The following is a 14,766-nucleotide window of genomic DNA, read 5'->3' on the forward strand; positions in this document are numbered from 1 at the left end:
GGGTGGGGGACGGGGTGCGTCAGCGGCCGGGGTCCGCGGGCGGTGCCAGCGCCTGGTCGATCGCGGCGGCGAGCGCGGGTACGTGCCGGCTGCCCAGGATGCTGTGGTGGTCGCCCGGCAGGGGGCGCACGGTCACCCCGGCGCCGTACAGCGGGGCGAGGCGCAGGCCGAGCTTGGTGCGCCGGTGGTGGTCGGTGCCGGCCTTGAGCAGCAGCAGCGGTGCGCGGACCGGCCGTGGGCGGTGGCGCAGCAGGGCTCTGATGCTGGTGTTGTGCAGCCGTACGTAGTCCGGCACACCGGCGGTGAAGCGCAGCCCGGCCAGCTCCCGCACCCGGGGCAGCCCGCCCTCGGGCCGTTCCGGCACCAGGCGCGGGGAGCGGGGGCGGAGGCGAGCCTCCCATTGCAGGCTCAGGCTGGGCACCAGCCAGTGCGGCAGGGCGCCGACCGGCAGGCCACCGGTGGCGGGCAGGTAGCCGTCGATGCCCACGAGCAGTTCCACCGACTCGCCCATCGCCTCCAGCAGACGGGTCATCTCGTGGGCGACCATCGCTCCGTACGACCAGCCGCCCAGCAGGTACGGCCCGTCGCGCTGGACCTGCCGCAACACGGTGACGTGGTGCGCGGCGATGTCCTCGAGGCGGGTCAGCGGACGGCGGTGGTCGCCCAGGCCGGGCGCCTCCAGACCGTAGACCGGCCGGCTGCCGTCGAGATGGCCGGCGAGCTGCCGGTAGCACAGGGAGCTGCCCGTGGCCGGTGCCGCCAGGAACAGCGGGCGGCCCGAGCCGGCCGCGCGGAGCGGAGTGACGTGGTCGGGCAGATGGGCGGGCGCGAGGCCGGGAAGCGGTGCCGGTGCCGTGACGTCGGGGGCACGGGTGTGCTCCACGGCGGGGGCGAGTTGCCGGACGGTGCCGACCAGAGCGGCGAAGGTGAGGTCGTGCGGCAGTGACGTGACGGGCACGTGGTGTCCCAGACGGCTGCCGATCAGCCCGCTGAGCTGCACGAGCATCAGCGAGTCTCCGCCCAGCCGGTGGAAGTCGTCGTCGCCGTCCACCGCCGGGGTGCCCAGTACCTCGCACCACAGGGCGGCCAGGTCCGTCGCGAGGCCGTCCGAGCCGTTCACGCCCTCCGCGCCCTCCGCGCCCTCCGCGCCTTCCGTGCCGTCCGTGCCGGACGGTTCGGCCGGGGTCCGCGCGGCCTGCGTGACCGGTGCGGCCGGCGCCGGCGCCGGTGCCGCGGACCCGACGTCCGGAACCGGGGCCGGGACCGTCGGGTCCGCCTCGGGTCCGGGTGGGCCGTCCGGCAGCCGCAGGCGTCCGGGCGGCGGGTCCAGGGCGAGCAGACGCGCCAGCCGGCCGGGATCGAGGCGGGGGACCTCCAGGTGCCCCCACGCGTGGTCGCCCGGCGAGGGATCCAGGGCGCGGCGCAGCCGCTCGCCCTCCCAGGAGTCGGGGTCCTCGGTCACCACCCAGGCAGGGGCGCGCCCGGGCTGCCGCTCGCGTACCTCCCGCCACCGGTCCGCGGAGGCCCGGCCGGTGCGGGGCAGGTAGAGCAACCCGCCGTCGCCCGGCGACCGTCCGGGGCCGGGACCGGCCGCGAACACCACCACGTGGTCACTGGCGAGACTGGCGTCCACCGCCCGTACGTCGGTGAAGCCGGCGTCCTCGATCGCGCGCAGCCAGGTGGGCGCGTCGAGGTGGATGGAGTCGGTGCGCAGTTCGTCGCCGAAGTCCCACCAGCCCGGCGCCAGACCCCACATGACATGGGACCAGCGGGCGATCTCCGTGACCTCGACCAGGCCCAGCTGGCCGCCGGGCCGCAGCAGCCCCGCGAGCCGCCGCAGCGCGGTGGGAACCGACTCGGCCACGTGGACGACGTTGTACCCGAGCACCAAGTCGTAGCTGCCCCGCACCAGTTGCTGGTCGACCGGGTCCGCTGCGATGTCGAAGGTGGAGAACCTCAGGTCGGTCAGACCGAGTTCGGCCGCGCGAGCCTCGGCACGCCGTACGATCAGCGGACTGACGTCGGTGACGTGGTACTCGATGCCCTGCCGGCCGGGCCACTCGGTCAGCAGGGGCCAGGTGAGCCGGCCGGCTCCCGCGCCGATCTCCAGGACGCGCAAGGTCCGCCCGGTCTCCTCGGAACCGGCGGTCGCGGTGCGCACGACGTCCCGCAGGGCCTCCAGCGCGGCGGCGCAGTCGTCCAGCGGGATCCGGTTGTCGCGCAGCCAGCCGTCGAGCAACCCGGTATCGGCGTCGGGGTAGAGCACCGATACAGGGGTGCGGTGACCGGCGAAGACGTCGGGGTAGGCCGCGGTGACATGGCGCAGCATCCGCTTCAGGCCCGGCAGTTCGTCCAGCCCGGACTCGGCGGCCAGCGCGGCGGCCAGCGAGGCGGTGAGCGTGCCGGCGGCCTGCCAGTGGTCACCGTCGCGCGCCAGCCAGCCTTCCTGCTCCAGCACGCGCAGGCAGAAGTCGGCCAGTGCGGGCAGGCGCCGGCCCGGATCGATGCGCCGGCGCAGCTCCCGGTCTGTCATCCGCCGGCCGTCGGTGAGGCCGGTCATCGCCACGATCTGCTGCCCGACCAGCCCGGCGCAGTACAGGTCCAGCTCCCGGCTCAGCGCGGTCCGCCGGGTGAGCGGTGTGGTCCGGCTGGTCCAGGCCACACCCTCCGCGGCGGCGCGCACCGGCGCGGTGAGCCCGGGCAGCGGCACGGCCTCGGCGTACTCCCGTACCGGCAGGCCCTGTTCGGCGAGATCGGCGGCCAGGGCGGCGGCGCGCGGGTGTCCGTCGCCGACCACGGTCCAGGACGGAGGTGCGCCGTCCGTCGCGGAGGCGGACAGCCGCACGGGCCGCGGTTCGAGATCCCACCAGACCGCGTCGCGCCAGGCGTGCGCGCCGGCCTCGGGGCCGGGCAGCCGGGACGGCGCGGGGCCGTCACCGAGGTCGAGCAGGGCGACGGGCCGTCCGGTCCGGGAGTGGTGCGCGGCCCAGGCGCCCCAGTCGGGGGCGGCGGCCGCCGGGGCGGCGGCCAGGAGGCCGGTCAGCCCGCGGCCCGCGATGAACAAGGGGGCGCCGAGCCGCCCGGCGGTCTCGGCCGCTTCGGCGAGCACCGGGGCGACGCCCGGCGCGTCCAGACCGGGCAGCGCTTCCCGCTCCGGCAGAACGGCGATCACCAGGGGGCGCCGTCCGTCCCGGACCGCGAAGCCGTCGGCCGCCGCCGCGAGGGCACCGGGCCGCCAAGCGACCGAGGTGAGCCCGTGACCGGACAGGGCCGCGCCGAGCCGGGCGGGGTCTCCGGCCAGCAGCACGTCGTAGGCGTCGCGAGGGGCGGCACCGGCCTGCGTCCACACCGGGGTGACGGCCTGCGGAGCGCGGTGCGCGGAGGACGCGGCCGGGACCGGCGGGGCCGCCGGCGGCCGGGACGGTGCCGTGGGCGGGGCCGGCACGGCGGTCCGGGCCAGCGGATGGGGCGGCAGGGAGCAGATCCGTCCGGCGCGGACGGGCGCGAGGGACTCCCAGTCGACACTCACCCCTTCCTCCCACAGCCGCGCGAGAGAGCCGAGCAGGTTCCCGCGCTCGTCGGCCGGGGAGCGGCCCAGGAGCGGAACGGCGACGAGGTCCGCCGACCGGCGGATCGCCTCCCGGGTCAGCGAGTCCCCGGGACCCAGCTCCACCAGGACCGGCACATCGCTCTCGGCGAGCGTGCGCATCCCGAGGTCCAGCCGGATGGTGCCGGTGAGCTGCCGGGCCCAGTAGTCGGGGTCCTGCGCCTGCCCGGGGGCCGTCCGCTCGCCGGTGAGCCCGGAGATCCACGACTGGTGCGGCGCCTTCCCCGGTACGGTGGCCACGGCCTTGCGCAGCTCCTCGGCGGCGGCCGCCATCAGCGGGGAATGGAAGGCGTGCGCGGTCGGCAGGAGCCGGGTCGCGGCGCCGGCGGCCTGCCGGTCGGCGGCGAGCGCCTCGATGCGTTCCGCCGGGCCCGACACGACGGCGTAACCGGACCCCACGGTGGCCAGTGACACGCTGTCGTCCAGCAGCGGCGTCACCTCGTCGAGCGGCGCCCGCACCACGAGCATCCGGCCGGGCGGCGCCTGGTGCATCGCGGTCGCGCGCGCGTGGACGAGGTCGAGAGCGTCCTGCCAGTCCCAGCCGCCGGCGGTCGCGGCGGCCGCGTACTCGCCGACGCTGTGCCCCAGCGAGGCCTCCGGGGTGACGCCCCACGCGGACAGTTGCCGGGCCAGCGCGTAGCCGTACACGAACAGGCCGAGTTGCTGGTGACGGGTGTCCAGGAACCAGTCGGGGGAGGTGCCCGGGTCCAGCGCCGGTGCCAGGTCGATGCCGTGGCGGGCGCGGAGGTGGGCCCGGCAGGTCTCGAACACCTCGCGGAAGACCGGGAGCAGCGCGTGGGCGGCCCGGCCGTGACCGGCCCGCAGGGCGCCCTGTCCGGGGAAGAGGAAGGCAACCCGGGGAGCCTGCGCGGCCCGGGTGGTCCGGTCGGTGTCCCGCAGCAGCGCGGCGGCCTCGGCGGCGGTCCCGGCGACGACCGACAGGCGGTAGGGGAAGCGCCGGCGCGCGGCCAGGGTCCGTGCCGCGTCCGCCGGCCGGGGCGCGTCGGCCGCGCCGAACCGATCGGCCAGCCGGGTGCGCATCGTGTGCAGCGCCTCGGGGGTGGCGGCGGACAGACAGAGCGCGTGCGCCCCGTCCGCCTCGTCTAGGCCGCCCGGCTCGGTGCGGGGCGGTTCCTCCAGGACGAGGTGGGCGTTGGTGCCGCCGATGCCGAAGGAGCTGACGCCGGCGAGCCGTGGCCCGGCCTGCTCCCAGGGGCGGTGCTCGGTGCTGATCCGGAACGGTGACGCGTCGAGGTCCAGGGCGGGGTTGGGACGGGAGAAGTGCGGGGTCGGGACGAGGACGCGGTGGTGCAGCATGAGCGCGGCCTTGATCAGGCCGGCGATGCCCGCCGCGGCGCCCGCGTGGCCGATGTTGGCCTTCACGGTGCCGAGCAGGCAGGGACCGGTCCGGGAGCCCTCGCTCTCGGCGGCGAACGCCGCGGTCAGCGCCGCCACTTCGACCGGGTCCCCGACGGGGGTGCCGGTGCCGTGCGCCTCCACGTAGCCGATCTCGTCGGAGGAGACGCCCGCCCGGGCCAGCGCCATCCTGATCACGTCCCGCTGCCCCGCCACCGAGGGCGCCGTGTAGCCGACCTTCTCCCGGCCGTCGTTGTTCACCGCAGATCCCCGGATGACGGCGATGATCCGGTCGCCGTTCTCCAGCGCGTCGGTGAGACGTTTCAGCACGACGACGCCCACCCCGCCGCTGTTGACGGTTCCGGAGGCGTCGGCGTCGAAGGCGCGGCAGCGGCCGTCCGCGGAGAGGATCGACCCCTCCTGGTGGAGATGGCCGCCGGCCTGCGGCAGGTGAAGCGCGGTGGCGCCGGCGAGAGCCACGTCGCACTCGTGGCCGAGCAGCGCCTGGCACGCCTGGTGGACCGCCACCAGTCCGGTCGAGCAGGCTGTCTGCACGGTGATCGCAGGGCCGCGCAGATCGAGTTTGTAAGCGGCCCGGGTGGCCAGGAAGTCCTTCTCCCGCCCGATCAGACGCCGCGTGGCCGTGGCGGTGTCGACGGGGCCCGCCGGTGGCGCGGGTGTGTGGTCACCGCCGGCGAACAAGCCGGTCCACTTCCCCGACCGGTCGGGGTCGATGCCCGCGTCGTCCAGGGCCTGTGCGGCGCACTCCAGGAAGACGCGGTGCTGCGGGTCCATCGTCGCCGCCTCGGCGGCGCTGAATCCGAAGAACTCCCGGTCGAACAGTTCGCCGTCCGGCACCACTCCGCGTGCCGGAACGAACCTGGCATCCGTGACGAGCGCGGCGTCGAGTCCGGACGCGTCGAGTGTGGACCGGTCGAAGTGGGTGATGCTGTCGATGCCCGCGCAAAGGTTTCTCCAGTACTCCTCGACGTTGTGAGCACCGGGGAAGCGGCAACTTAACCCGACTACGGCGACAGAGTTTTCCTGCGTCATCGGATCTCCGTAAGTCATGCGGCGTATCTATTCGTCGCGCCCGCTCGCCGCCAAGACCTTGCGGCGCATTACTTACCACCCCGTTGAGTGATCCAGTATTGCAAGGAACGAACCGGTGTCAACCCCGGGACGACCTTGCTCGTGCGTTATTACCAGCGCATTTCGGCTGTCACTCCACCAGGACTCAAGGGAGTTTTTACCCGTCGATTACCAGGCGATGTTGCGGGACTGTGATACACGGGATCGCGGAACTCGGGCGGACATCCGGGACATGACAGAGTCTGTCCTGACTATTTGCATTCATGTTCCAGTTATTTTAATGTTCCGGCAACATTGCCGGCGGCCGATCGGGATAGGTTGTCGAGAGGTTCCACCAAGTGACGGCCTGAGCGCGGCTTCTGCTCGGCAGATGATGCGGACGTAATTCGACTCCGATGAGTCACGTGAGTCTGTAGAATCCAGGCGAGGTCTCAATGTCTAGTTTTGCCGGATGGTCGGCTTATTCCAAGGCTGAGGTACGCGAAGCGGACTTCAGCCGCCTGATGACGGATCTCGCCGTGCGCGGCAGGGCCGGACACGGGATGTGGCGGCACGAGAGTGCCGCCCTCGTGCAGACGGTCGGCCCCACCTGGACCGGGCCGAGAGGGCCGGCGGTGCTCGAGCGCGCCGGGGCTCCGCCGGTGGCGGTGGTCTTCGACGGTCACCTCGCCAACGCCACCGGCCTCGCGGCCTCGCTGGCGGTGCGCCCGGGGTACTCGCCCTCCGAACTGGTGGCCCACGCCTACCTCAAGTGGGGACGGGCCGCCGTCGAGCGGTTCCACGGCGACTTCGCGTTCGCGGTCCTGGACGCGGACAGGGTGCTGCTGGGACGCGACCGCCTCGGCATCAAGCCGCTCAGCTATCTGGTGACCGACAGCGGCCTGCTGTTCTCGTCCGACCTCGCCGCTCTCGCGCGGCACCCTTGGGCCCGGCCCCGGCTCACCGCCGACGGCCTGAGCGCGCTGATCACGCAACTGCGTCCGCCGGGCCGCGGGGTGCTCGCGGGCGTGCGCGAGGTGGTGCCGGGGACCACGGTCGAGTTACGGGCCGGCGGTGCCGCCTCCGAGGCGCGCTACTGGTCCCTCCAGGATCCACCGGAGGCCGCACGCGGCCACCCCGTCGAGCAGGTCGGAGAGCTCCTGGACGATGCCGTACGCCGGGCGCTGGGCGACGCCGAGCCCGCTGTGCTGCTGTCCGGGGGACTGGACTCCAGCGTGCTGACCGGCCTCGCCGCCGGCATCGCGAAACACCCTCCGCGGACCTTCACGGTCGTGTTCGACCAGACCGGCGTCCCGGTTCCGGACCGGCCGTACGCGCAGGAGGTCGTCGACTTCCTCGGATGCGAGCACCACGAGGCCGAGATCGACCCCCGCGAGCTGTCCGAGCCCGGCCTGCTGGCCGAGGTGGCCGCCGCCAAGGACCACCCGACCCCGTTCGGCGACAAGAACATCACGCCGTACGTCTTCGGACGCCGGGTCGCGCGGGCCGTGCCGGTGGTGCTCAGCGGGGAAGGCGCGGACGCGGTGTTCACCGGGCTCGGCGGGGATCCCGACCCCACCCGTGCCCTGACATCGTTTCCCTGGATCGAGCGTTCCCGGCGTTTCGGTCTGCCGTACGGCATCGGTGCCGGGCTGTTCGACACCGAACTGCTCTCCGCCATCGACGTGTCCGGCTGGATCGACTCCCTGTTCCGCGAAGCCGTCGCCGAGGTGCGGCACCCGCCGGGCGCGTCCCGCACCGACCGCCTCGCCCGCGAGATCGATCACCTGACGATCACCCGGCTGCTCGAGCAGACGGTGCTCCACTCGGAGCGGATATCGACCGCGGCCGGGCTGGAGGTGCGGTTCCCGTTCGCGGACCCTCAGGTGGTGTCGGCCGTGTACCACCTGCCGGCGGAGGCGAAGTCCTTCGACGGCAGGGAGAAGAGCCTCCTGCGCGCCCTCGGGCGCGGCCTGGTCCCGGAGTCGGTGCTCACCCGGCCGAAGGTGCCCTACCCGATCACCTACGACACGTACTACAAATCCGCTCTCCTGAGCCGCCTCCGGGCCCTGCTGAACGACTCGGCGGCCCCTGTGCACGCGCTGCTGGACCGTCGTGCCGCCACCGCTGTCGTCGACGATCCGAGCCGGCTCGACCGTGGTGGCTGGCTCGGCCGCGCGGACGTCGAGATGGTGCTGCAACTCGACGCGTGGCTCAGGCGGCTGAACGTGCGGATGCAGCTGTGACCCGGCGGCGGGACGACACAGAGGACGAGACCGGGCGGCGCCGCGATCGCGGCCAGGGCGGCCGCCGCCCGCCGCGGCCCGGGGCCCGGGCACGCCCACGAACCGTTCGCCGAGGCGGCGCCGCCCACCCCGCCCTGGGGTGAGCCCGGAGACCCGCCGCTTCGCCCCGTACCCGTCTGCCCACGGCCCCGGTCCTCGCCCGAGCGAGGAGAGCCACCGGTGCCGACGCCCAAGGGCCGGCAGACGTCTTCCGTTGTCGCGCGCGGCAGCGCGTCAACGCCCCCCACATCCGGCTGTCCGCCACGGACCGACCTGACTCCGCCGCGCCGGACGAGTACCGGCAGGGCGGAGAAGAAGCCGGACACGACGCGGAAATGAGGCACATGTGAGTGACCCGAAGCAGGTCCCGCTCTCGGTCGGGCAGGAAGCCATCTGGGTCGCGTGGAAACGCGACCCGGCTGCCTGGACGAACATCATCCCGACGCCCTTCGAAGTGACCGGTTCGCTCGACGTGGCACGCCTTCGTGCGGCGGTCGGGAAGATCGGCGAGCTCTACCCCCAGCTCCGCGGCCGGGTACTGGCCACACCGGGCGGCCTGGTGCTGGACCGCTCGGGCGGCCCGGAGATCCCGGTGACGGAGACGACGACGGACCTCCCCCGGGACGAGGCCGTACGCCGGAGCTGGCAACGGCCGTTCAACCTGCGCCGCGGACCGCTCGCCCGGGTGGAGCTGCTGCGGGGCACGGACTACACCGTCCTGGTCCTGGCCGTGCACCACCTGGTGTTCGACGGCGCGTCGATCCTCGTGCTCTTGGAGGCGTTGCGGGAGACGTACGCGGGCGCCACGCCGGTGGTCCCCGACCACGGCGGACTGGTGCGCCACGCCGAACGGTCGCACGCGCTGGCCGACGGACCGGAGGGCGAGTCCGACCGGGAGTACTGGCGCAAGACGCTGGGCGGACAGGACCTCGACTTCCGGCTGCCGCCGAGCGTGGACGAGCCGCGGTACACCGTGCTGGAGGAGCTCATACCCGCGGACCTCGCCGCCCGGCTGCGGTCACGCGCCGCCGAGATCGGTGTCTCCTACACATCGGTGCTCCTGGGAGGCTACTTCGCGCTGCTGCGCCGCTACGGCGGAGGCGCGGACGTGCTGTCGTTCGTGCCCTACCACGGCAGGTCCTCGGCGTCGCTGCGCGAACTCGTCTGGGACTTCGTCAACCCCCTGCCGGTCCTGGACCGGCCCACGGCGGACGACACCTACGCCTCGCTGTCGCGCCGTGTCCACGGCCGCGTGCGGGACGCCGTCGCGCACGGGGACCTGCCACTGCCGGCGATCATGCGGGCGGCCGGCCTCACCGGGCCGGAAGCGGGGGCGCGCACCCACCAGACGGTGTTCCAGGTCTGGAACGCCGGCCTGCGGGACGGGGTCGATGTGCAGGATCTGTCCCTGTGCCACGGCGAGCACCGGGCGTCGCTGCGGCTGCTCGGCATGGAGAGTTCCGCCGGTTTCCTGCTGGCGACGATGGTGCGCGAGGACAGCGCCGGCACCCATGTGCTGTGGAAGGACCCGACCGGTGCCGTCGGCCCCACCCGGGTGGCCGAACTCGCGCACGACTACCGTTCCGTACTCGACGCGGTCGCCGAGAACCCCGACGCGCCGCTGATCGACGTCCGGCGGGACCTGAAGGCGGACCCCGGACCCGTCGAACGGACACGGCCCGGCCCCTCCCCGGAGCGGGCCGGCGACGAGTCGGTGACGGAGATGGCCCGGCTGTGGGCCGAAGTGCTCGGCGTGCGGGACATCGGCCCCGACGACTCGTTCTTCGAGCTGGGCGGCCACTCGCTGCTGGCGGAGAAGCTGGTACTCGCGGTCAACAAGCGCTACGACGCCGAGGCGGCGTCGATCCGGACCCTGTTCGACCACCCCCGCCTGCACGACTTCACGGCGGCCCTGGCTCCGGCCGCCGCCCCGGAGGCGACGGACGACCTGCCGGCCGCGGACCCCGTGCCGCCAGAGACGGACCGTGACGCCCCGAGGACAGCGCCCGCCGTCCTCGTCCGACCCGCCTCCCCCCACCAGCAGCGCATGTGGTTCGTGGACCGCTTCGAGAACGGGGAGATCTACCCGGCGGCACCGACCTACCACAACCTGAGGCTCGTACTGCGGCTCCCCGAGGCCCCCGAGCCGTCCCGGCTGGACGCCGCCGTCGCGGCGGTGGTGCGGGCGCACGAGGCGCTGCGCACCACCTTCGACCACGTGGACGGCCAGGTGGTGCAGCGCGTCCACGACACCGTCCCGGTACGCCCGCGGTGGCTGCCCGCCGGCACCGGCCCCGAAGCGCTGCGCGCGGCCGTCACCGCACCGTTCGACCTGGTCGAGGGCCCGCTGCTGCGCGTCACCGTGCTGCCGCACGAAGACGGCTCGGCGTGGCTCGCGCTGACCGCCCACCAGGCCGTCGCGGACGACCACTCGCTGCGGCTCCTCGCCCGGCAGCTCCTCGGGGACACCCCCGAACCCAGCAGCTTCGGCGCCTGGTACGAGCGGACACCGGAAGAGACGCGGCGCGCGGACATCGAGGCACGCGCCGCCGTGCTCAGCCCCCCGGCCGAGCCCCTGCGCCTGCCCGAACGGCGCCGGCGTGACGCCGTCCACGTCTACGAGGAGGCCACGGCCGGCTTCGCGGTGCCGGCGGACACAGCGGTCGGCACGCTCGCCGAAGGGCTCGGCGTAGCCCCCTTGGACGTGCTGCTGGCCGCCTTCACCGCCGTCCTCGGCTGGTACACCGGACAGACCGACCTGGTGCTGGGCCTCACCCACCCGGGACGTCACGACGCCGACCGCCACATCGTCGGTCCGCTGTCCAACCTGCTGCCGCTGCGCTTCGGGGCGCGGCCGGACGTCACCTTCGACCGGCTGGCGACCGCGGTCGCGGCCGAGCGCGCGCACGCCCAGCGGCACGAGCACGCACCGTTCGACGAACTGGTACGCCGGATCGACCCGGTCAAGGACATGAGCCGCACCGCCCTGTTCGACGTGCTCGTCACGGTCCTCGACGACACCGGGCCGCAGGAGGAGACCGGCCTCGCCGGCGGCTACGGCAAATACGACCTGCACCTCGTGCTGCGCCCGGAGGACGGCGGCCACCGGGGCGTACTCGTCTTCAACGGCCGCTACTTCGACCACGACCAGATCGCCGCCCTCGCGGAGCACTTCACGACCGCCCTGCGGCAGCTCGCGCAGCGGCCGCACACCGCGCTCGGCGACCTGGACCCGCTGACCGACGACGAACGCCACACCCAACTGGCGGTCTGGAACGCGACCGACGCCGCCTACCCCGAGACCACCGTCCACGAACTGGTCCGGCAGGCCGCCGGGCGCCGGCCCGAGGCCGTGGCCCTGACGCACGAAGGCACCCGGATCACCTACGGACAGCTCCTCGCCAGGTCCGAGCGGCTCGCCAAGGTCCTCCTCGAACACGGCGTGGAACCGGGCGAACTCGTCGCCCTGCTGCTCCCGCGCGGGCCACGGCAGATCGAAGCCGTCCTCGCCGTGCTGTTCGCGGGGGCCGCCTACCTGCCGGTCGACCCGGCGGGGCCGCAGGAGCGGGCGGCCTTCATCCTCGACGACTCCGGAACCCGGCTCGCGGTGACCCCCGACGGCGCCGGCGTCCCGGGGTTCGCGGGGGCCACCGTGGCGGTCGACGCCGAACCCGGCTCCGACCGCGACCTGCCCTCGGTGGCCGCCGACGCGCCCGCCTACTGCATCTACACCTCCGGCACCACCGGAAAGCCGAAGGGCGTGGTGATCACCCACCGGAACCTGGTGCGGCTCGTCACCAACGAGCGCCTCCCGTTCGCGTTCGGACCGGGCGACGTGTGGACGATGTTCCACTCCTACGCCTTCGACTTCTCGGTCTGGGAGATCTTCGGCGCACTCGTGCACGGCGGCAGGCTGGTGCTCGTGACCGAGGAACAGGCCCGCGACCCGGAGCAGTTCTGGGCGCTGCTGCAACGGGAAGGGGTCACCGTGCTCAACCAGACCCCGAGTGCGTTCGGCCGCCTCGTGGGCCGCGAACCGGCGACGCCCACGGGGCTCAACCGGCTGCGATACGTGATCTTCGGAGGCGAGGCCCTGCGCCCGGCGGTACTGGGGGACTGGCTGGAACGCCGTCCCCATGTGCGGCTGGTGAACATGTACGGCATCACCGAGACCACGGTGCACGCCAGCATCCACACCGTCACCCGGGCCGACGCCGACGCGGACGCCAGTGTCATCGGCCGGCCGATCCCCACCACCCGGCTGCTGCTCCTGGACCGGCTGACCGGCCGCCGGCTGCTGCCGGTCGGCGCGGTCGGCGAGATCTACGTCGGCGGCGCCGGAGTCGCGGGCGGCTACGCCGGCCGGCCCGAGCTGACGGCGCAGCGGTTCGTCGCGTCGCCGTTCGGTGACGGGAAGCTGTTCCGCAGCGGCGACCTGGCCCGGTACCGGCCGGACGGAACACTGGAGTTCATCGGCCGGGCCGACGACCAGGTGCAGCTGCGCGGATACCGCGTCGAACCCGGCGAGGTGCGCGCCGCGCTGCTCGAACACCCGCGGGTCCACGACGCCGTGGTGCTGGCCGAGCCGGACCGCCTCGTCGGAGTGGTGGCCACCACCGCCCCGCTGACCCGGCGCGACCTCTACGACCACCTGCTCGCCAAGGTGCCCGGCTACATGATCCCGGGAGAGTTCCGCATCGTCCCGGAGATTCCGCTGACGACCAACGGCAAGGTGGACGAGGAAGCGCTGCGCCGCCGGCCGGGGACACCCCCGGCCGAACCGGGGGCCGGGGGACCGGCCACCACGGGGAGCGGCACGGCGGCGGTCCTCGGGCAGCTGTGGTCGGAACTGCTCGGTGTCCCCTCGGTGAAACCCGACGACTCGTTCTTCGCGCTGGGCGGGCATTCGATGAACGCGGTCGCGCTGATCGCACGGATCCAGCAGCACTTGGGTGTGAAACTGCCGATGCGTGCCCTGTTCGAACACCCCCGCCTGGATGCCCTGGCCGCGCTCGTCGACCGCGAGCTCGGCGACCGCCCGCCCGCCGTCACCCCGGACACGGCGACGGACGCCGGCCGGCTTCCGGCGGCCGGCCCGCTGCAGCGACAGCTCTGGCTCGCTGAGCAGGTCGACGAGCGCTCCCGCAACACCGTCCTGCTGTCCTGGAAGGCCGAGGGACCACTCGACCTGGCGGTGCTGAACCGCGCGCTCGCCGAGCTGGTCGCGGGGCACGAGATCCTGCGCACCGCGTTCGTGGCCGACGGCGGCGTGCTGCGCCAGGTCGTCCGGGAGCCGTGGCGGCCCCGCATCGAGCTGGTGTTCGTCGCCAACCCGGCCGAGCCGGACGAGGAACTGGCCCAATGGCTCGAAGACACCGCCGAGCAGCCCTTCGACCCGGAGTCCGGGCGGCTGCTGCGGTTCGCCGTGGCGGACCTCGGGGACGCGCACGCGCTGCTGGTGTGCGCACACCACCTCGTCATCGACGGGGAATCGGTCCCGACGCTGCTGTCGGAGCTCGACCGCTACTACCGTGCCGTCGCCGACGGAGTGCCCGCCCGGCCGCCGCGCACCCAGTACCGCGAGTTCACGGCAGCCGGCGAAGCGGCCCGTGGAGGCGAGCGGCACCGCCGTGACCTCGACTTCTGGAGTCAACGGCTCGACGGCGCCACGAGCACGGTCGAGTTCCCCGAGCCGCCGGCGACGCCCGAGCCGGACGGGGCGGTCACGGTGCCGTTGCCGGCCGGCCTGGGACAGCGGCTGCGGCACCTCCAGACCCGCCACTCGGTGTCCTGGTTCATGGTGGTGGGCGCGGCGCTCATGGTCGCCCTGCACCGCTGGACCGGCCAGCCGAATCTGACGGTGGGCGTCCCCGCCGTCCAGCCGGACCGGGGGGCCTTCCCGGATCTGCTCGGGCCCACCCTGAACACCGTCGTGCTGCGGTCCGACGTGACCGCGGACAGCTCGCTCGGCGACGTACTGGCCGCGCTGAGGACCGAGACGCTCGACGCCTTCGCCCACGGCGAGGCCCCCTTCGAGGACGTCCTGGAGCGGCTGGCCCCGGCGCGGCGGCCAGGGCGCTCGCCCTACACCGATGTCACGTTGAACATGAATCTGCGCGGCGACCGCAAGGCAGAACTGGGAGGAACGTATCTGCGGCCGGTCTTCCTCGACCGGCTCGGTACCCGGGAGGCCAAGACCGGCATCACCCTGACCGTGGCCGAAGAGGACGGCGATCTGACCGCCGTGCTGTCCTACCAGGGGACGCGGGTCTCGGCGAAGCAGGCCGGGACGCTGGCCGCGGCGATCGGCGACGTGCTCGTCGGCCTGGCGGACGCCCCCGAGCGGAGCCTGGCCGAGCCCGTCGACCCGCACCGGCCGTGGAAGTGACCCGCGAGCTGACGCGGGCGTGCCGCGCCGACTCGCGTCTTTCCGACTCCCACCGTCAC

At 73.8% G+C, this 14,766-nt stretch carries 3 protein-coding genes; 2 read left to right on the top strand and 1 reads right to left on the bottom strand.

The annotated features are described in order from the left end of the window. Positions 1 to 19 precede the first annotated feature (19 nt). On the bottom strand, positions 20 to 6,016 hold the full coding sequence (locus tag IE251_RS03315) for a type I polyketide synthase (protein ID WP_189751394.1): 5,997 nt from the start codon (positions 6,014 to 6,016) through the stop codon (positions 20 to 22). A gap of 473 nt (positions 6,017 to 6,489) precedes the next feature. Here IE251_RS03315 and IE251_RS03320 point away from each other — a divergent pair, with 473 nt between their 5' ends. Both IE251_RS03320 and IE251_RS03325 read left to right on the top strand, forming a co-directional pair. Next, positions 6,490 to 8,280 (top strand): asparagine synthetase B family protein, encoded by a 1,791-nt coding sequence (locus IE251_RS03320; RefSeq protein ID WP_491590659.1) that lies wholly within the window; start codon positions 6,490 to 6,492, stop codon positions 8,278 to 8,280. A 385-nt stretch (positions 8,281 to 8,665) separates the two neighbouring features. Then, positions 8,666 to 14,707 (top strand): non-ribosomal peptide synthetase, encoded by a 6,042-nt coding sequence (locus tag IE251_RS03325; protein WP_189751396.1) that lies wholly within the window; start codon positions 8,666 to 8,668, stop codon positions 14,705 to 14,707. Positions 14,708 to 14,766 lie beyond the last annotated feature (59 nt).

Origin of the sequence: Streptomyces eurythermus, assembly GCF_014649115.1 — a bacterium.
GTDB lineage: Bacteria > Actinomycetota > Actinomycetes > Streptomycetales > Streptomycetaceae > Streptomyces > Streptomyces eurythermus.